This is a genomic window from Rosettibacter firmus (assembly GCF_036860695.1).
Taxonomy (GTDB): domain Bacteria; phylum Bacteroidota; class Ignavibacteria; order Ignavibacteriales; family Melioribacteraceae; genus Rosettibacter; species Rosettibacter firmus.
The window spans coordinates 1,098,504-1,121,444 of the sequence record NZ_JAYKGJ010000001.1 but is presented as its reverse complement, the minus strand read 5'-3'; the positions used below and the strand labels follow the sequence as shown (position 1 = coordinate 1,121,444).

The 22,941-nt window shown below is 31.8% G+C and carries 10 protein-coding genes; all 10 read left to right on the top strand.

Annotation, left to right across the window (positions count from 1 at the left end; all coding sequences use genetic code 11):
- Positions 1 to 8 precede the first annotated feature (8 nt).
- The 10 genes from VJY38_RS04795 to VJY38_RS04750 all read left to right on the top strand — a co-directional run bounded on the left by VJY38_RS04795 (position 9) and on the right by VJY38_RS04750 (position 22,927).
- A complete protein-coding gene (locus VJY38_RS04795; protein WP_353679531.1) occupies positions 9 to 1,814 on the top strand; it encodes a glycoside hydrolase family 13 protein in 1,806 nt (601 codons plus the stop codon).
- 3 nt (positions 1,815 to 1,817) lie between these two features.
- Entirely contained in the window at positions 1,818 to 3,449 is a 1,632-nt protein-coding gene (locus VJY38_RS04790; protein WP_353679530.1) for a peptidylprolyl isomerase, read from the top strand.
- A gap of 12 nt (positions 3,450 to 3,461) precedes the next feature.
- Positions 3,462 to 6,140, top strand: a complete 2,679-nt coding sequence (locus VJY38_RS04785) for a TonB-dependent receptor (protein ID WP_353679529.1) — start codon at positions 3,462 to 3,464, stop codon at positions 6,138 to 6,140.
- Positions 6,141 to 6,156: 16 nt separating this feature from the next.
- Positions 6,157 to 9,819 carry a hypothetical protein gene (locus tag VJY38_RS04780; protein WP_353679528.1) on the top strand — a complete coding sequence of 1,221 codons (3,663 nt, stop codon included), beginning with the start codon at positions 6,157 to 6,159 and terminating at the stop codon, positions 9,817 to 9,819.
- A gap of 11 nt (positions 9,820 to 9,830) precedes the next feature.
- On the top strand, positions 9,831 to 10,874 hold the full coding sequence (locus tag VJY38_RS04775; RefSeq protein WP_353679527.1) for a PorV/PorQ family protein: 1,044 nt from the start codon (positions 9,831 to 9,833) through the stop codon (positions 10,872 to 10,874).
- A gap of 39 nt (positions 10,875 to 10,913) precedes the next feature.
- Entirely contained in the window at positions 10,914 to 12,749 is a 1,836-nt protein-coding gene (locus VJY38_RS04770; protein ID WP_353679526.1) for a T9SS type A sorting domain-containing protein, read from the top strand.
- A gap of 76 nt (positions 12,750 to 12,825) precedes the next feature.
- Positions 12,826 to 15,693, top strand: coding sequence for an alpha-amylase family glycosyl hydrolase (locus VJY38_RS04765; RefSeq protein ID WP_353679525.1), 2,868 nt, complete (start codon positions 12,826 to 12,828; stop codon positions 15,691 to 15,693).
- Positions 15,694 to 15,825: 132 nt separating this feature from the next.
- Positions 15,826 to 17,433, top strand: coding sequence for a sodium:solute symporter family transporter (locus VJY38_RS04760; protein WP_353679524.1), 1,608 nt, complete (start codon positions 15,826 to 15,828; stop codon positions 17,431 to 17,433).
- 43 nt (positions 17,434 to 17,476) lie between these two features.
- Positions 17,477 to 20,122, top strand: a complete 2,646-nt coding sequence (locus tag VJY38_RS04755) for a T9SS type A sorting domain-containing protein (protein WP_353679523.1) — start codon at positions 17,477 to 17,479, stop codon at positions 20,120 to 20,122.
- Positions 20,123 to 20,194: 72 nt separating this feature from the next.
- Positions 20,195 to 22,927, top strand: coding sequence for a TonB-dependent receptor (locus VJY38_RS04750; RefSeq protein WP_353679522.1), 2,733 nt, complete (start codon positions 20,195 to 20,197; stop codon positions 22,925 to 22,927).
- Positions 22,928 to 22,941: the final 14 nt, after the last annotated feature.

Here is a 22,941-nt window from a genome sequence, read left to right as displayed (position 1 = left end):
AAGCAATCATGACTAAATTAATTACAATAATACTATTTGTTTCAATAATTAATTTTGCTCAAACAAATTTTTCTGAGCCACCGCAATGGGCTAAAGAAGCTATCTGGTATCAAATATTTCCAGAAAGATTTTATAATGGAGATAAATCAAATGATCCCAAGCCAATAGATTTAAAAGGATCATGGCCATATTTTGTACCTGATGACTGGCAAATTCATCCTTGGACATCTGACTGGTATGAACTTCAACCCTGGGAAAAGAATACTGGAATGGATTTCTATAGAAATGCTGGTTTGAGAAGATATGGTGGTGATATTCAAGGAATTATTGATAAACTTGATTATTTAAAAGAACTTGGAATAACTGCTATTTACCTAAATCCAATATTCGAAGCACCTTCACTTCATAAATATGATGCAGCGATGTATCATCATATCGATAATAACTTTGGTCCAGATCCCGAAGGTGATAGAAAAATTTGGGAAAGTGAAAATCCTGCTGATCCTTCAACATGGCAATGGACTTCTGCAGATAAACTTTTCCTGAAATTAATTCAAGAAGCTCATTCAAGAAATATTAAAATTATTATTGATGGGGTCTTTAATCACACTGGAACAACATTCTGGGCATTTCAGGATATTATAAAAAATCAACAAAATTCTAAATACAAAGATTGGTATATAATTAAAAAATGGGATAATCCAGAAACACCAGAAAATGAATTTGATTATCAAGGATGGTATGGAGTTAAAGATTTACCAGAAATAAATGAAGATGAAAATGGAATTGTTGAAGGACCTTCAAATCACATACATGCTGTTATTAAAAGATGGATGGATCCAGATGGTGATGGTAATCCATCAGATGGAATTGATGGCTGGCGTCTTGATGTAGCTGATATGGTCAATCATAAATTCTGGCAAAAGTTTAGAAAATGGGTTCGAGAAATTAATCCCGAAGCATATCTTGTTGGCGAAGTCTGGTGGAAAGATTGGCGTAATGATGAAATGTATAATGCAACTCCATGGCTCAAAAATGAATTTGATGCAGTGATGAATTATCGATTTACAAGAGCAATAAAAAATTTAATTTTTTCTAAAAAATATTTTACAGGAATTAATGGTTTTATTGATACAATTAAAACCATGATGAATCAATATGAAGAAAATTATTTTGTAATGATGAATTTACTTGGAAGCCACGATACAGAAAGGTTAGCATCATTAATTGTTAATCCAGATAATTTGTATGATCACGATGGACATCCAGGACAAAATCCGAAATTTGATGTTAGAAAACCAAATGAAGAAGAACGAAAAAAACAAAAGTTAGCTGTTGCAATTCAATTTACACTTCCTGGAGCTCCTCATATTTATTATGGAGACGAAGCAGGTATGTGGGGTGGAGATGATCCAGATTGTCGTAAACCAATGCTCTGGAAAGAATTTCAATATGATGATGAAAAATCTCATCCACTTGGAAAATCTCGAATACCAGATAAAGTTTCTTTTGATGATTCACTTTTTAATTGGTATAAAATGCTTGCTGCACTTAGAAATAATAATAAAAGTTTATCACTCGGTGATGTTGAATTTTTGTCAGAACAAGACGATGACTTATTGATATATAAAAGAGAATACTTAAATCAGAAGATGATAATAATTGCTAACATAAATCCATACGAATTTAAAATTAATTTTAAGCATAAAAAATACTTGAAAGAAAAAAGCATATGGAACGAACTCATTAATGGGAAAAAAATTCCAACTGATGAAATTACTCTTAAACCATATGCAATTATGTTATTAAACTAAATTATGTTAATAATAAGAAAACATAAAAATTATTTATTAATTCTTTTACTGCCAGTTGTATTATCATTCAGAGTTAATGATGATGTTCTGGCAGTAGTTGGTAATCATAAAATTTTAGTCAACGAGTTTAAAACTCGTTACGAAGAATTTTTATTGACTTCTGGAATAAAGGATAATATAGTTACTCGCCGTTCAATTCTTCAAAATATGATTAATGAAATATTACTCTACTATTACGATGACAACAAAAATATTTTTAATAATCCAGAATATTTGAAAGAATTAAACTGGGCAAAAAAACAAACTATACTTGCTTTCTTAAAAGATAGAGAGATTTATGCAAAAATAGATGCAACCGAAGAAGAACTACGAGATGCATTTTTAAAAACAAATCAGAAAGTAGCAGCACGACATTTATTTGCATTTACAGAAGAAGAAGCAGATAGTTTATACAAACTCGTAATTAATGGTGCAAGTTTCGATTCACTGGCAAAACAAATTTTTACTGATTCTATACTTGCTAATAATGGTGGTTATCTTGGATATTTCAGCTGGGGCGATATGGATCCTGCTTTCGAAGATGCTGCTTATAGTATGAAAGTTGGAGAAATTTCTAAACCAGTAAAAACAAAATATGGTTACAGTATAATCAAACTTGAAGATAAAGTAACTCGCCCAATAATTACAGAATGGGAATTTCAAAAGAAAAAATCTCATATGAAGCAAATAATTAGACTGCGTAAGAAAAGAAATGCAGAACTTGATTATCTAAAAAAAGTGGTCGACTTAAATAAAATTTTTGTTGACGAACAACGCCTTAAAACACTTTTTGCTAATCTGATTCAAAATAAAAATTTAGAAAATCCAGTTAGTAAAGAAGTATGCGTAAAATATGAGAACAAAAGTTATACAGTTAATGAACTTAAAAATCGAATTGATGAAATACCAGAGTTCCATCGTATAAAAATTAATTCACTTGAAGCATTAGAAGCAGTTGTAAAAGGTATTGTTGTACAGGATTTATTAATGAATTTAGCTAAAGAAAAAAAGTATGATATAAATCCCGAAGTTATTACAATGATTGAAAAGTATAATAAAAACATTTTCCTGAAATATAAACGTGCAGAAATTCATAATAGTTTTCAGTTTCCAGATAGTGCAATTTTTGAGTTTTACAAAAACAACAAAATTTATTTTATGACCGAACCACAATTTAAAATACAGGAAATAATTGTTTCCAGTAAGAAAGTTGCAGATAGTCTTTTCAATCTGATTAATAAAGGGGAAGACTTTGGTAAAATAGCAAAAGAAAATTCACTAAAAACTGCAGAAAATGAAGGCGTAATTGAATTTTCTAACTTATCACAATTTGGAGTTCTTCAGGATTATTTAGAGAAGGCTGATTTAAATAAAGTTTATGGTCCAGTAAAAATTGAAAACTATTATGTAATATTTAAAGTGCTCGGGAAAAAAGAAAGCAAGCTTAAAGATTTTAATGAAGTTTATGATTTAGCTCATAGATTATTAAAAAAAGAGAAATCGAAATTTATTATTCAAACATATATTGATAAGTTATCAATGAATGTAAAAATTAATTACGATGAAAATAAACTAAGCAATATTAAAATTAATTGATCAGGAGCCAAAATGAAGAAAGTAATTACGATTATTACATTTCTAGTTTTTGCTACGAATTTATTATTTGGTGGCACTACAGGTAAATTAGTTGGTAAAGTGATAGATAAAAAATCCCGGGAGCCCTTGCCACTTGTCAATATTACACTGGAAGGGACAAATCTCGGAGGAAGTACAGATATAGAAGGTAATTATATAATATTAAATATTCCACCAGGTAGATATAATGTTAAATATCAATTTGTTGGTTATAATACTGTTATAGTAAGAGATGTATTGATATCAATTGATTTAACTACAGTACAGAATGTTGAAATGGAAGAATCGACAATAGCACTTGGTGAAGTTGTAGTTAGAGCAAATGTACTGGGAATACAAAAAGATATTACTTCAAGTCAGGCAAAAGTAACCGCTGATGAAATAAATAATCTTCCAGTAGTAGAATTAAACGATGTTTTACAACTTCAGGCTGGAGTTACAAAAGGTGCAGGTGGTGAATTTCACATTCGTGGTGGAAGAACAACAGAAATTGCTTACTGGGTTAATGGTGTTTCTATAACAGATGCATATGATAATAGCAGAGGTATTGATATTGATAATAGCAGTGTGCAGGAATTACAGGTAATTAGTGGTACTTTTAATGCAGAATATGGTCAGGCATTATCTGGAATTGTTAATGTTGTAACAAAAGAAGGAGGTAGAAAATTTGATGGTAATATTAAGCTATATAGCAGTGATTATCTTTCTAATTTTACAGAATATTTCACAGGAATAGATAAATTCAATCCTTTGACAAATTATAATCTACAGGGTAGCTTAAGCGGTCCCATTCCTTTTACAAAAGATAAGCTAACTTTCTTTTCAAATTTACGATATACTTATGATGATGGATATCTATATGGTATAAGAAAATTTAATCCCGATGGTTCAAAAGGAGATGATAAATTAGTTCCAATGAATTGGAGTAAAAGATTATTGGGACAAATTAATTTAAGCTTTTATCCAGTATCTTCAATAAAAATGAATGCAGAACTTTTATACTCAACAAATGATTTCAAAGATTATAATCATTTCTTTAAATTAAATCCTGATGGCGATGTAAAAAAGTTTAATAAAAGTTATAATGCTACTTATACACTAACTCACACACTTTCTAGTAAATCTTTCTATGTTTTGAAAGTATCAAACTTCTTTAGAGACTTTAAAGAAAAATTATATGACGATCCATTTGATTCAAGATATTTACACCCCGATTCATTAAGAACAGTTGGATATGCCTTTGCATCAAAAGGTACCAATCTTCATCGATATTTTAGAACAACAAATACATTAATTGCCAAACTGGATTTTACAAGTCAAATTACAAATAAGCATTTAATTAAAATGGGTATTGAAGGTCGCTGGCATGAACTTAAAGTTGATGATTATAACCTTGAACCACTAAGAGAAAATGGAGTACCTGTTGAACCTTTTGTTCCATCTATTCCTGCAGAAAATACACCTAATAGAACTAAATACAAAAATGCACCGGTTGAATTTTCTGCATACATCCAGGATAAAATTGAATTCGAAAGTGTAATAATTAATGTGGGCTTACGTCTCGATTACTTTGATTCAAAAGGAAAAGTTCTTGTCGATCCAACCGATCCAAATATTAATCTACCTTTAAGATCAGAACTCGCTCAATTAAGTCTTGAAGAACGTGAACCATATTTTTATAAAAAAGCTACTCCTAAATGGGCTATAGGTCCTCGCTTTGGCATTGCTTATCCAATTAGCGATAAAGGAGTACTTCATTTTTCATATGGTCAATTCTTGCAGATACCAACATTTCAATATTTGTTTAATCTTGGTCCTTATTATGTTCCAAATACTGGTAGTAGTTATGGACCTTACGGAAATCCTGATTTAAAACCTCAAAGCACAACAATGTACGAAATTGGATTTAAGCAGGAATTTTTTGAAAACTTTACTCTGGATGTAACAACATTTTATCGCGATATACGAAACTGGATTACTGCTGGACCACTTATTATGACTCGCAACCTTGTAAGTTATTCTACTTACATAAATAAAGATTACTCTAATGTAAAAGGAATAACTCTTAATTTAAATAAAAGATTTAGCAATCATTATTCTATTGATTTGAATTATACTTACCAGGTTGCAGAAGGAAGCAACTCAAATCCCGAAGATGAATTCTTTGCTCAGCTGGGTAATAACGAACCAACACTTTATCTAATTCCATTAGATTGGGATCAAAGACATTTACTTAATCTTTCTGTTTTTGTTGGCGATGTTGATTGGGGAATTTCTTTTGTTAGCCGTTATGGAACTGGACTTCCATATACTCCATCAATTACTCAATATACTGCAGATAGAGGAATTACTTCTGGATTACAAAGAAATAGCAGACGAAAACCGAATCAATATGTTTTCGATTTAAGACTTCATAAAATATTTAAAATTGCTGGAATCGATATGACTGCATTCCTGAATATTTTTAACCTATTCGATACAAGAGTGGTTGTTAATGTTTATGGTGATACTGGAAAAGCAGACTATACAACAGAAGGAAAAAATATTGGTTATGATCCAAATAGACCTAATACAGTAGAAGAATATTTAAGATATCCAACAAATTATGGCGAACCAAGATTAGTTCAATTTGGTATTGAATTATCATTCTAAAAGCAGGAGAAATATTATGAATAAGGTTTTCAAAATTATTTGTGTGCTAATTTCTTTTTTAATGACAATAAACATTGATGCACAATATATTCCAGGTAAAGAACGAGGTGATCCAACCAAAAGAACAAAAGGTCAGATGGAAGGGAATAGAATTAGAACTACTGTCTTTAATTTTGGTATGACAGGTCGCGAAGGTGGACAGTATCCAATCTCAGTTCAAACACCTTATGAATGGCCTAAAAATACTGGACACGTTTACCTCGCAATGCTTGGAGTTTTTGTTGGCGGTGAAGTTGTTGATAATACAGGAGCAACTCAGAGAATTATTGATGTTTTTAATTTCCGTCGTTCGCCCGAAGGTAAAACCTGGAATTTTGAACCTGTGCCAGGATATTTCAACGAAAGAAAAAATGAAATAGCTACAAGTGTTGACGAAGAAACATGGCCTGCTTACTGGCCAGATAGAATGAACGATCCTGTTGATCCAGGCTGGCGAGGCTCATGGAATGGTTATTTCGGTAAAAATGTATTTAATGCAGACCAGGAAATGTTCTATCGTGCATCAGATGATAAATATGATAGATATGTTAATTATTTCCCGGATACAACTGACTTAACCAGAAAAGGTTTGGGAATCCTTCTTGATGTTCGCGCTCTTGCATGGTCTCAAGTTCTTGTTGAAGATGCATTATATCTTCTTCATTATGTAAAAAATGATGGTACAAAAGATATTAAAAAAGTTGGTGTAACTGTCTGGTATGCAGATTTTGTTGGTGGTAATGGCGATTCTCAAGATGATATTTCTGAATTCGATTTGCTCGAAGATATTGCATGGTCAAGAGATAATGATCATAAAGCTCCAGAGTTTGGTTCTGATCCGGTGGGAATTGTTGCTGTCTCTTTTCTTGAAACTCCGGGCAATGCAGTTGATAGAATTGATAACGATGGCGATAGCCCAGAGTTAAATAATTTTATCTCAGCTGAAATGATCGAAGGTGAAATACCAGATAATTTAATTGATGATAATGGCAATGGACTTATCGACGAAAACCAAACTCACATTCCCTTTGGTGTTCAAAGAGGTGTTACATATGCAGATAGAATAGCACAACCTGTTGATCCAGAATTTTTAACCAAGCATCCAAGATTTAAAGTTGAACAAAATAGTCCTGTAGTAACTCAGGAGATGATTGATGTTGCTTCTGGAAATAAATGGAAAATTTGGCCACCACTCGATGATTTTCAAAAAGGTCAAGTTCATTTAATTATGGTTACATCAGATAAACTTGGTTTACCATTCAAAGATGGAATTGATAATGATGGAGATGGCGAAGAAGGTAGTCCTGTAATAACACAAGAAATGATTAACAAAGCAGCTCAAGATGCTCCTTTTTACAGATATCGCGTTAATGATAAAATTATTCTTTATAATGTTGTTCAATCAACCTTAGGAATGAAATATGCTGATGGTATTGATAATAATAATGATGGTGCAATTGACGAAGGAATTGATGATGGAATAGATGTTTTGATAGATGAAGCTCGAGATGATGGAATTGATAATGATTATGACTGGAATCCTCTAAGAGATGATGTGGGCTTGGATGGTGTTGTAGATACAGGAGACCCGGGAGAGAATGATGGCAAACCAACTTCCGGTGCTCGCTTCGGATTACCTGGCGAACCAAGTGTAGATGTTACTGATGTTAGTGAAACTGACCAGATTGGAATTACAAATGCTGACTATGTACCAGCAGGTGGATTGAATATAAATAGTGATGCACAAATGTGGTTCGATTTTATGATTCCAGGTAAATTTTATGATCCTCAGGAAGTTGTAGCAGGTGAATATGATTTGTTTGTATCGTCTGGACTTTTCCCATTAAAAGCTGGTCAAACTGAACCTATATCTCTTGTTGTTCTTTTAGCAAATGGACCAGTGCCAGATCCAAATGGACAATATCGCAAACAGGAAATTTTAAGAAAAAGAGTTCGTGCACAGGAAACTTATAATAACGACTATCGTTTTGCTAATGCTCCTTTGATTCCAACTTTAACTGCTATTCCAGGAGATAATAAAGTAACACTTTATTGGGATGATGTAGCAGAGTCTTCTTTTGATCCATACATTGATGCAATTGGTGGTAATGGTAGAGATTTTGAAGGCTATAAATTATATCGCTCTTCTGATCCGGCATTTCTTGATGCTGAAAACATTACTAATGGTTACGGTAATAAACAATTTAAAACTCCTATCGCTCAATTCGACCTTGTTGATGGAATTAAAGGTTTTGATCCAGTTGGTATTGATGGTGTAAAATATTTTCTTGGAACTGATTCTGGAATTAAACATACTTTTGTTGATACTACTGTTAAAAATGGATTTACTTATTATTATGCTTTAGTTGCTTATGATTTTGGTTATCCAGAAGGTGAAATCATTCCATCAGAATCTCCAATAAGAGTTTCATTACAACAGGATGGCTCGGTAAAATTGGGATCTAATGTTGTTCGTGTTACTCCGGAAGCACTATCTGCTGGATATGTACCACCAACTTTAGGGAATGTTACAAGAGTGGAAGGAAGTTCTTCCGGTGTTATTTATTATGAAATTGTTGATATAAATAAAATTAAAGATGGTCATGTATATCACATAGTTTTTGAAGATACAATTAAAGTATCAAAAAAAGCTGGTCAACCAGATACACTTACCACCAAGAATTTTACTCTTATTGATTCAACTGATAATAAAATTATTATTAATAAATCAAAAAATATTTCTGAAAATGTTGAACAACCTGCATTAATTAAAGAACATGGTTTTCAACTCAAATTCAAAAATGAAAGTAGAGTTGAATTAAATAGAGAAGAATCGAAATGGAATGATACTACAATTGTAAATTATCAATTCGAAAAATTTGTATGGCCTACTGGATTAAGTGGCGAAGAAAGACCAAATGATTATAGAATTGAATTTGGCGATGTGGGTTTTGGAGTTTCAAAAGAAGCTAAGTTTGGTAATAATGTATTTCCTTCAAAGCAGGTTAATTTCAAAGTATTTAATGTAAGCACTAATAAGTATATTGATTTTGTTTTTGTTGAAGTTGATGGTAATGATGGTGTTTTATCAACTTCTGGTGCAAAGAGAGATAGAATAGTTTTTATAGAACCAAATAAAGATAATATCCCTGTTTATACATGGTGGTTTTATTTACTTGATACTCCAAATCCTACTAAAGGAACAAGATTACCTCAAAAAGGTGATGTTATTAATCTAAAATTAAGGAAACCATTCTTATCGAGTGATAAATATAGATTTGTTGCAAAGAAAGGATTTATAGATACCGACAAAGCCAAAGCAGAATTAGATAAAATTAAAGTTGTTCCAAATCCTTATGTAGCAACAGCTTTGTGGGAACCTAAAAATCCATATTCAAGTGGAAGAGGTCCTCGCTCAATTCATTTTACTCATCTCCCAAATAAATGTACTATTAGAATATTTACTGTTAGTGGAGAACTCGTTGATGTAATTGAACATGATAGCCCGCTGAATGATGGCTCGGCTGAATGGGATTTATTAAGCAAAGATAATCTTTCAATTTCTTATGGTGTTTATGTTTATCAGGTTGATGCACCTGGTATTGGTACTAAGATCGGGAAATTTGCAATCATTAAATAATGGAGTTTGAAATGAAACTAAAACCGAATTTTAAAATGAATAAATTATTATTGATTGCTCTGGCTTTTATATTCATTCTTTGTAATAATACAGAAGCTCAAAAAGTTACAAAGACTGGAACAACCGCAGCAAAGTTTTTAAGTATAGGAATTGGACCAAGAGCTAATGCTATGGGCGGAGCTTATAGTGCTGTTTCTAATGATGTCACTTCGATGTACTGGAATCCATCTGGTATTGCAAATCTTAATGAGACGCAAACAATTTTTACTTATACAAAAATGTTTGCCGACCTAAATGTTAATTATCTGGGTATTGCAATTCCATTTGGAAGTCTTGGTACTTTTGGCTTAAATGTCACTGCTTTTAATATAGGTGAAATGGATGTAACCACTGAATTATTCCCGGAAGGTACAGGTGAAAAATTTGATGCTGCAAGTTATGCTTTTGGATTATCTTATGCTCGTTTTATTACTCAGGATTTTACAATAGGAATTAATATCAAATACATAAGAGAAGATATTTTTAATTCATCTGCTCAAGGATTTGGTATTGATATAGGAACAATATTCAATACACCTTTCTATGGAATTAAATTCGCAAGTAGTATTACAAACTACGGAACAAAAATGAAAATTGAAGGCGAAGATTTGTTAATCAGGCATGATCCAGATCCACAACGAGCAGGTAACAACGCAACTCTTGATGCATATTATAAAACTGATGAATTTGAATTACCACTTCGTTTGCAGATAGGATTATCTCGAGAGTTTCAGTTTCTAAATAATCAAAAGTTAACTCTTGCTGTAGATGCTATTCATCCTAACGATAATTATCAATGGGTTAATGTTGGTGGTGAATTATCATTGTTTGATAATTTATTTAATATACGTGCAGGTTACAAAGGTTTATTTCTGAAAGATAATCAAGAAGGTTTAACTTTAGGTGTTGGATTAAAATATGGAATAGAGTTATTTAGAGTTTCAGTTGATTACTCATATCAAAAATATAAGTATCTAGATAATATTCATAGTTTCGGAATTATTATTGGATTCTAACTATGAAAAAATTAACTTATTAAAAAACATGGAGGTACCATGAAAAAAATCATTCCTTTTTTTCTAATGCTATTTTTTACAACCTTTGCAATTTATGCTCAGAACTTTAATGTAACATTTAAAGTAAATATGAGTGTAGAAATTGCAAAAGGAAAGTTTGACCCTGCTCAAAATCAAGTTTCTGTAAGAGGAAGCTTTAATGGCTGGGGTGAAACTCCAATGTCTGATGCAGATGGCGATAAAATTTATGAAGTAACAACACAAGTTCCTGCTGGAGAACTTAAATACAAGTTCTTCCATAATGGTGCAAAAGCTACAAATGGTGGCTGGGAAAGTATTAGTGATAGAGTTGTACCAAATGTAAATTCTGATTTGGTTCTTGATGTTGTTTATTACGATAATATTCCAATGCCATCTGGTAATCCTGCAAATGTTACATTCAAAGCTGATATGCGTCTTCCAATTAAACAGGGTGAACTGGTAGTTGGCTCTGGAAAAGTTTTTGTTGCTGGTAATTTTAATAGCTGGAGTGTTTCTCAAGATGAATTAACAGATGACGATAATGATTCTGTTTATACTAAAACAGTTCAGATTAATTCAGGTCAAATGATTTATTATAAATTCTTATTTACAAATAAATCTGGTGGAACTACATGGGAAGGAGATCCAAATCGTGAAGCATGGATTGATGATGGTGACAATACAATTGAAAGATATTTTAATGATGTTAATCCAAATGTTACACTTGCTGATGGCAATATTACTTTTAACGTAGATATGAGTGTTCTTGAAGAACTTGGAATTTATGATCCTGCAGTAGATAAAGTACAGGTTCGTGGTGGATTTAATGGATGGAGTGATAGCGATCCAACACGTTCGGTAATGAATCAGGATCCTTTAGTTCCAACTAATTGGTTTTTACAGGTTCCTTTTGTTAAAACTGAGGTTAATTCAAAACAAGAATTTAAGTACTATGTTGCTTTAGGTCATACAGATGAATTGTGGACAGATGGCTGGGAAAGACCATTGTCTATGGGTGGAGGAAATAGAGTAGCTAACTTTGCAGGTCAGGATAATCAGGTGCTGGATATGGTTTATTATGATGATGTTTATCCACAATTTGTTGTTCCAGCAGGTCAATCTATTTCTGTTAAATTCCGTGTTGATATGACTGATGCAATGGATCCAAATAAAATGGGCGACCCAATGCAATTAGGCGATAAAGTTTACTGGATAAGTGAACAACCTGTATTCTCAAGATTAATGCAATGGGTTGATAGTGATGACCAGACATACTTTGAATTAACAGATCCGGATGGAGATAAAATCTACGAAGGAACTCTTACAGTTAATGGTCCCGGAATAAATGCATTTGAATATCGTTATGCATTTCAAAGAGCTCGTGATGGTTCATTTTACCGTGAAACTGCTGGATTCGGAAAGAATGCTTACAGAGTACGTTTCTGTGAAATGACAGGTCCCCGTCAGTTTGTTCAACCTTATACAGCACCACTTGATAAGTGGACAGATAAAGAAGATAAATCTGATCAAGTAGAACAATGGCCAAAAGGATTACCTACTGATGTAAGAGAAATTCAATCTGGTATTCCAGCAAATTTTGCTCTCGAACAAAATTATCCTAATCCATTTAACCCAACAACAAAAATTAGATTTACAATTCCTTCAAAAGATTTTGTTACTCTTAAAGTATTCAATACACTTGGAGAAGAAGTTGCACAATTAATTAACAAAGAAATGAATGCTGGCTCTTACGAAGTTGATTTCATAGCTCAAGGTTTGAGCAGTGGTGTTTATTTCTATACTTTGAAAACATCAAACTTCACTAAAACATTGAAAATGTTATTACTCAAATAATGTTTTAGAAATCTAATTCATCGGGGAGAAATTGAAATAATTTCTCCCCATTTTTTTAATCAAAATATAAATTGATATGAAAACTAAAATTATTATTGCCCTTATTTTTGTTTTTGAATTACTCTATGCTCAAACAAAATTTACAACAATACCAGAATATCCCGTTGAAACTGATAGTATAGTAATAACATTTGATGTTACTTACGCAACTCATCAAAATAAAATTGCTGGATATACTGGTGATGTGTATGCTCATACAGGTGTAACATTAAAATATCAGAATGGCTCGATCTCAAGCTGGCAAAATGTAATTGGTACATGGGGCAATAATTCAGTTCAACCAAAATTAATTAGATTGGGTAATAATTTATATAGAATAACTATTAATAATCCGAGAAAGTTTTATAATGTAACAGATCCATCCTTTAAAATTGTTCAACTTTGCTTTGTGTTAAGAAGTAGTGATGGTTCTAAACAAACAGAAGATATTTTTATTCCTCTTTATGAAAAAGGTGTTACTGTAAAATTATTAAATCCAGAAATTGAAATACTTTTTAAAGAACCATTAAGATCGCCGTACTTTATTGAAAAGTTTGATTCGGTAATAATATCTGCAAAATCAATAACCATTGGTACAAAAACCAGAGAAATGAAACTGGAAATTAATAATTACAATGTTTTATCAACTCAACAAGATTCAATTTCATTTTTATTTGATTCCAGAAATTATCCGAATTCTATAAATCATATAAAAATTTTTGCAGTTGATACTTCGGGACTTGTGGACTCTGTTTATTTTGTAATAATGCGAAATCCAGAAGTAAAAAATTTAGTAATGCCGCAAGGTTTAGAACATGGAATTAATCGTGTTAACTCAGATGTTTATCTTGTTCTTTTTGCTCCATATAAAAAGTTTGTTTATGTGATTGGAGATTTCAACGATTGGAAAGTTGATACTAATTACTTTATGAATCGTTATGAAATTCGTCCTGATAGTGTTCTATATTGGATTAAATTAAATAACCTGAATGAGAATACTGAATATGCATTTCAATATTTGATAGATGGAAGTCTGAGAATTCCAGATCCATATTCAGAAAAAATTCTCGATCCATGGAACGACTCCTCAATTCCTTCAAATGTTTATCCATTTCTAAAAACATACCCTTATGGAAAAACAGAAAATATTGTAAGTGTTTTTAAGCCAAAGAAAGATGTGTATAACTGGAAAGTTGAAAAATTTAATAAGCCAAAAAAAGAAGATTTAATTATATATGAGTTGCTTGTAAGAGATTTTACAAGTACACATACTTTTCAAACATTAATCGATACTATAAGTTATTTTAAGAAACTTGGAATTAATGCAATTGAACTTATGCCAGTTATGGAATTTGAAGGCAACTCGAGCTGGGGTTATAATTCAATGATGCATTTTGCAGTGGATAAATATTATGGTCCTTCAAATAAATTAAAAGAATTAATTGATAGCTGCCATTCAAATGGGATCGCAGTAATTCTTGATGTTGTTCTCAATCATGTTTATGGACTTAATCCACTTGTTAGAATGTACTGGGATACATTAAATGCAAGACCAGCAGCAAATAATCCATGGTTTAATCAGGTTTCACCAAATCCAGTTTATTCATGGGGATATGATTTTAATCATGAAAGTAAAAACACCAAATATTATGTTGATCGTGTTACATCATACTGGTTGAAAGAATTTAAAGCAGATGGATTTCGTTTCGATTTTACTAAAGGATTTACAAATACTCGTGGCGAAGGAAGTCAATATGATCTTTCAAGGATTAGAATATTAAAAAGAATTGCAGATAAAGTGTGGTCAGTCGATTCTAATGCTTATGTAATTTTAGAACATTTTACTGATGATACAGAAGAAAAAGAGTTGACCGATTATGGTATGATGGTATGGGGAAATTTAAATTATCAGTATTCACAAGCAGCAATGGGATGGAATGATAGGGGTAAATCTGAATTCAAAAGAATTTCTTACAGAGAACATTTATTTGATAAACCCCATCTTGTAGGTTATATGGAAAGTCATGACGAAGAAAGATTGATGTATAAAAATATTAAATGGGGAAATGCTCTAGGTTCTTACGATATTAAGAAAACTAATATCGCATTGAGTAGAATGAAATTGGTCAATGCATTCTTTTTAACAATACCTGGTCCTAAAATGATATGGCAATTTGGTGAGTTAGGTTATGATTATTCAATTGATTACAATGGTAGACTTGGTGAAAAACCAATTCGCTGGGATTACTATACAAACCAAAATTTTTCTGAAAGACAAAAACTTTTCAAGTTCATCTCTGAGTTAATATCATTGAGAAAAAAATATAAAGTATTTAATACAACAAATTTTTCATTAAACACTTATCCTGTAGTAAAAAGAATAGATTTATATGATAGCACAATGAATGTAAGTATTATTGGCAACTTTGATGTAATTTCAAGAACAAATGAATTTACTTTTCAAAACGATGGTTATTGGTATGAGTATTTTACTAACGATAGCATTAAAGTAGAAAATAAAAAGGTATCAATTGAATTAAAACCGGGAGAATTTAGAATCTATACTTCAAAGAAAATTCCTTCTCCGGTAAATGGGAAAGATTTAATTACTTCAATAGATAATAATTCAACCAATATTAACAAAGATTTTTCTTTATCTCAAAATTATCCCAATCCATTTAATCCCACCACATTTATCAATTATCAAATTCCTTCAACAAGTAATGTGATATTAAAAGTGTATGATATACTTGGAAGAGAAGTAACAACACTTGTAAATGAAGTACAACAAGCAGGTAGATATGAAATAAAATTTAATGCTTCAGATTTACCAAGTGGAGTTTACTTCTATAGAATTCAAGCAGGAAATTTTTCTGACACAAAGAAGATGATTCTACTCAAATAAATATTACTTATTAAAATAATAACTAATACTTATTAATATAATAATCGACATGTTTGTATAAAATTAATTTCCCTTAAAAAAACTCCATCTAACCCGCAAATAGAATGGTATTCTTTTTGAAAATTCTTTTATATGGAGAATACAATTACATTTTTAGACAGCTTAATAATATTTATTTACCTTGCTGTAGTTTTAATAATTGGTTTTAAATATAGAAATAGGGATAAAAATACTTCTGAATATTTTCTTGCTGATAGAAATTTGGGCTGGTTTGTTATAGGTATATCATTATTTGCTACAAATATTTCAAGCGAACATTTTATTGGTCTTGCTGGTTCAGGTGCTTTACGTGGTTTTGCAGTAAGTCAATTTGAATTAATTGCGATTTTCTTTTTAATACTACTTGGATGGGTTATTGCACCAATTTATAAGAGACTGGGAATTTTTACTACTCCTGAATTTCTTGAGTTGAGATTTGATTCAATTAACAGAAAGTTTTTTTCAGCACTTTCAATTTTTACTTATATCGTTACAAAAATTTTGGTTACACTTTTTGCTGGTGGAATTTTGTTCAACAAGATTTTAGGATGGAGCAATTTTTATTCAGCATCAGCAATAGTTTTGATAACAGGAATATATACACTTGTTGGTGGTTTTACTGCTGTTGTAAGAACTCAGGTGTTTCAGGGAATATTCTTTTTTATAAGTGCTATAGTATTTACTTTATTTGGATTATTTGAAGTTGGTGGATTTAATGGTTTAACAGCCAAATTACCACCCGAATATTTTCAAATGTTCAAGCCAATTGACGATCCAGAATTTCCTTGGACTGGAATTTTGTTTGGTGCTCCTATAATCGCATTCTGGTATTGGTGTGCTGATAATTATATTGTTCAAAGAGTTCTTGGTGCTCGAAGTATTGACGAAGCTCGTGGTGGAACTTTACTTGCAGCTTTTCTGAAAATCTTCCCTATGTTTATTTTTGTTTTACCAGGATTGATTGCTGCTGCTCTTTATCCAGGCATTAAAGGAGATGAAGCTTTCCCGGTTTTGCTATCCAGCAATATAATTCCAGTTGGAATTCGTGGATTTGTTATAGCAGGATTTCTTGGTGCTATGATGTCTTCTCTTTCTGCTTCCTTTAATACTATTAGCGAGTTATATACAATCGATTTTTATAAACCAAAACATCCAGATGCTTCCGAAAGAACATTGGTGCTTATTGGAAGAATGGTTACAATTTTTATTGTAGTATTTGTTTTATTGTTAGTGCCATTCGTAAGATTAATTAATAATCAGATTTATATTTTTCTTCAGGGTACTCAAGCTTTCATTAGTGCTCCAATAACTTCTGTTTTTCTTCTGGGATTAATTTTTAAGAAGATAAATGCTAAAAGTGTTTTTATAACATTAATAGTAGGAGAATTTATTGGTTTATCTCACTTTGTGATTGAACTGATGGCAAAGTCTGGTGTGATTATTAACCCATTACTTTTGAATTATGCAAGAATTAATTACCTGCACTTTACAATCTTTCTATTTCTATTTTCATCATTAATGCTTATTGGTCTTAATTATGTTTTCCAGAGTGAAAAAGATTTATCATCTTCAAAATCTTTTTCAATTCTGAGCTTTCAAAATGATAATGCAAATATCAAAATAGAAAGTGTAAGACTTAATATTCTGATATCGGGAATAATACTAATACTGGCAATAAGTTTATGGTACATGTTTATGTAATTGTTAACCAAATATTAATTTCAAACTAAATAAGGAGTATTTTATGAAGAAATTTATGCTACCATTAATCCTGTTTGTGTTTGCTTCGTTTGCAAATGCACAATGGGTAGTAAACACACTGGATAGTACTGTTGCCAAAAAATTCTGGAATTATCCAGAACCCGGGGATTTACATGGACTGGGTACAGGCACAGGCTATGTAACACTTTCTGACGAAACATCCCAGCAAAAATTTGGGACTGGAGCATTAAAGATTGAATGGCATGTAAACTATACAGAATCATGGGGTGGATTTGTTCAGGTAATGCATCTAAATTCTACTGATCCTGCAAGTCCTGAATATAAACAATATATAGATATGAGTATGGCTACTCATATAAGTATCTGGTATAATAATCTTGTACCTTCTTCTCAACCAGGTTATGTACATATGAGATTTAAACTGCACGAAGCGGGTGGAGGTGCAAATTATTGGGATAGTCCAAGCGATCATGAAGATTGGTATTTTGAATCTGCTGTTCCTTACGATGCAACACCAGGTTGGAAAGAATTATTAATACCACTTGTAAACAATGGTACTGCAAATCCAGATGATCGTGGATTTACACTCCCTGGCTGGAGCGGTGTTGCAAATAATGGTGAACTGGATTTGGATAAAATTGTTGGCTATAGTATTGAATGTACAACTCCATTAACAGGTGGTGGACTTGCTGAAGGTGTTATACTCTGGGATCAAATTACACTTGTTGGTGCAAGATATACTCCTTTATCTACTTTCGATAATACTGCAACTACAGGCTACTGGAATATTGATAAAATGGATTGGGATGGTGCTGCTGCTCCAATTACAAAATTAGAATTATCCGATGAAACTACAGATAAATTCGAAGGTGAATCTGCTCTTAAAGTTCATTATAAAGCTGTTGCTTCTCAAAGCTGGGGTGGGTATGTTAACCTTGAACATAAGTTTGATGCACCCGTTAATTTAGCCGCTAATACAGATTTATATATTGCAATTAAAAATTTAGAACCAAATAAATTAACTGGTAGACTTCAGGCAAGATTAATTCTTTATGATAATAGCGGTTCAACACAAGAAAGCTGGTTTACACTATTTAATATTAATATTGATGAAGCATTCGATTGGAAAACTGTTCGCATTCCTTTAGTTCAAGCAGATGTAAATGATTGGGCACTTCAGGTTGGTGCTTTTAAAAATCCCGATGGGCAGGGAAATGATGATAGAATGTTTAATACAAGTGCTGTAAGTGGATTCAAAATTGAATTTTCTATTGATGCAAATGGTCCGGTTGGAACTGATGTAATTGCTGAAGGAGTAATTTTATTTGATTTCTTAATTCCATCAGGTCATCAAGAAACAGATAAAACTCCACCAGAAGTTCCTCAAGGTTTAGCTGTTGTGCCAGGTTCTTATACAAACTTAATTACCTGGAATGATGTACCCGGGGAAAATAGTGAAAAATATACAATTTACTTCAGCATGGAACCTATAACAGATTTAAACTCACCTAAAGTAAGTTCTGTAAAAGCAAATGTTCCAGAAGGTGTTGGTGTAGTTGAACATGTTTTGAGAGCTCCTCTAACAGATCAAAATGTTACTTATTATTATGCAATTACATGCACAGACAAAGCTGGTAACACTTCACTTCCGGCAATGCTTGATAATCCTGTAACCAATTTGGCAAAAGGAGTTCCTGTTGTTGCAGTTAAAACAGTAAGCTTTAATCCAGATGGAAATTTAGATGAATGGCAGGATATTGTTCCTTTTGAACTTAAACAGGGGACAGCTTTTGTTGCGCCAAATACTTTTGTAGATAATGATGATGATCTTTCAGTAAAATCCTGGATTGCGATTGATCAACAAAATCTATATGTGGCATTTGATATTAATGATGATATTGTTAATCCAACTTCTCGTCCGGAATCCTATTTAAATGATAATCCAGATTTATTTATTGGTTTATACAATATGGAAGGTTTGAAACACACATCTTACCAGAGAGGTTCTGCACCAGATTATCATTTAAGATTTCATAAGAATCATATTAGACTTGAAGGTGGTGGAAGTGATACAGATTCACTCGTTGTTCCTGGACCAAACTACTACTGGCAGGAAAAATTCCCGGCTGGTTATATCATCGAAGCAAGAATTCCTCTTGATGATTTAATGAATAAAAGACAGAACCCTGATGCTAAAAAAGATAAGATTTATGTAAAAGAAGGATACAGAATTCCAATCGATTTTTCTATTAATGATAATGATGCTACTGGAAATCGTGAGGGAATTCTTTGTTATTCACCAGATAATCAGGATCAATCATGGTCAGATGTTTCAAGATGGACTTACACATTTATTGGTAACAGAATGACTCCAATTACAAGTGTTGAAAGCAAAGATATTCCTCTTACTTATTCATTATTACAAAATTATCCAAATCCATTTAACCCAACGACTCAAATTCAATATTCAATTGAAAAAGAAGGTAATGTTACATTAAAGATTTATGATTTACTTGGTCGACAGATTGAAGAACTTGTAAATGCTTATCAACAACCTGGAGTTTATACAGTTACTTTTGATGCTTCAAAACTTTCAACAGGAGTATATTTCTATAAACTGGAAAGCGGTTCATTTGTAAGCATTAAGAAAATGATACTTATTAAATAATTTATTATCTGGGCATAGCTGAAATATGCTATGCCCGTATTTTATTTATTATAAACTTTTGAGGATTAGACTATGTGTAAGATAAATATAATGCTCAGAAAAAAAATGATTGTATCTTACTTTATTAATTACATCTTAAAATTCAGTACAATTTTGTTATTTCTGTTTTTCACATCAAACATTTTACAGGCTGGCACCACTGGAAAATTAGCAGGTAGAGTTATTGATGCAGATACAAAAGAACCTTTAATGGGTGCTAATATAATATTAAATGGAACCAACTTTGGTGCTGCTGCCGATGCTGATGGATATTACTATATAAATAATATTCCTCCTGGAGTTTATACTGTTACTGTGAGCATGGTGGGATATAATAAAGTTACAATAGAAAAAGTTGTTATTAAAATAGATTTAACTACAAACCTCGATGTTAAATTAACTTCCTCAGCAGTTAGTGTAGGAGAAGTTGTTATTACAGCTACTCAACCTCTTGTCATAAAAGATTTGACTGCTTCATCAGCTATTGTTTCTGCAGAAGATATAAAATTGATGCCGGTTGAAAATTTACATCAGATTGTAAATCTTCAAGCTGGCGTTGTTGATGGGCATTTTAGAGGTGGACGTAGTGGCGAGGTTGCTTATCTTGTTGATGGTATCTCTGTAACCGATGTTTACAATGGTGGCCTTGGAATTCTTATAGAAAATAATGCAATACGACAGATGGAAGTTATTAGTGGCACTTTCAATGCTGAATATGGTCAGGCTATGAGTGGCATTGTTAATATTGTTACTAAAGATGGTGGTCAAAAATTTGAAGGAAATGCTTCTGCATATATGGGAAGTTATCTTACCAATCACACAGATATATTTTATAATTTGAATAAAATTAATCCTAAAGGTCCTCGTGATGTTCAATTCAGCTTAAGTGGTCCAACAAAAGTTTTAAATAATCTTACATTTTTCTTATCAGGAAGATATTATGGTGACGAGGGCTATATCTATGGGAAAAAAGTGTACAATGTTACAGATAACCGACCAATCTTTCCCGATCCTATGGATAATACAATCTGGATTGATCAACATACAGGCGATGGTTCTTATGTACCAATGAATCCAACTCAAAGAAGATCTTTCAATGGTAAGTTAACTTATACATCAAAATATGTAAAGTTAAGTTATAATTTTGCATGGGAATATAACTGGAATAAATATTACAATCATTATTATAGATGGACACCAGATGCAATAAATAATCATTATAGAGTTAATACAACAAATAATTTCCAGATTAGTTTTTATCCTTCACAGAGTACATATTCCACATTAAAACTTTCTTCTAATTTATTTAAATACTGGGGTCATTTATATGCTGATGAATATGACCCTCGTTATGTAGAACCAAATCAAGGAAGTCCTTATTCGAATTATACATTCAGTCAGGGTGGAAATCAAACAGATAGATATAATCGTTATACATTAACTTATATAGCACAATGGACTTTAGAATCTCAGATAACTAAAGAACACAAAGTAAAATTAGGTATCGAAGGAAGATTACATACTTTGTATGATCACTGGAAGACAATAAGAAATTTAACAGAAGGTCAACTTGATTCTCTTGGCAATCCAATTTTTACTCTTGGTTATAGTGATCCTGGAACTAAATATAATCAGTCATACAAGAGAAAACCTTATGAAATCTCTGCTTATATTCAAGATAAGATGGAATATGATATAATGATAATTAATGCTGGAATTCGTTTTGATTATTTTAATTCTAATGCCGATTTACCAGTAGACATTAGAAATCCACTTAACAATCCAAACTTTCCAGGTGCTAATCAGAAAAGAAAAGCTAATTCTGAATATCAAATAAGTCCTCGTCTTGGTGTTTCGTTTCCGATTTCCGATCAGGGTGCAATTCATTTCTCTTATGGTCACTTTTTCCAGATACCAACATTTTCGAATTTATATACAAATCCAAATTACATAATAGATCAGACTACATCACTTTCATCGTATATTGGAAATCCAGAATTGAAAGCACAAAAAACGGTTAAATATGAACTCGGTTTGCAACAAGTTATCTTTCCAAATGTTTCTATAGATTTGTCTGTTTATTACAGCGATATCCGCAACTTACTTGGAATGGAAATCCTTGAGACTTATGAAGGATTTATCTTTGGAAGATATATTAATAGAGATTATGGTAATGTAAAAGGAGTGATATTATCACTCGATAAAAGATTTGTAGATTTCTTTAGTGCAAGAATTGATTATACATATCAAATTGCTGCTGGTAATGCATCTGACCCGATGGCAGAATATAACAATAATCAATCTGATCCTCCTGTCGAATCAAATAAAAAGGTAGTGCCTTTAAATTGGGATCAAACACATACTCTTAATGTTGTCTTGAACATTGGAGATCCAGCTGATTGGGTTGCAGGTATAATTTTTAATTATGGTTCTGGAATGCCTTATACCGAAGAGCCAAGATATACAAGAGGACTTCGATTTGAAAATAATGGTCGTCGTCCTTCATACATTAATGTTGATTTAAAAGCTAATAAGCATTTCAAAATTTTTGGTTATGATTTCAACTTTTTCTTACTTGTTTATAATCTCTTTGATATTAAGAACGAAGTAAATGTCTATCCAAGTACAGGTAGAGCAGATAAAGATTTGAATGTAAAATTTGCTGGACCAATTATAGGTTTGAATACAATAGATGAATACTTAAAAAATCCTGGCAATTTTTCTGCACCAAGAAGAATTAGTCTTGGTGTAAATGTAAATTTTTAGAATGATCAATTAAT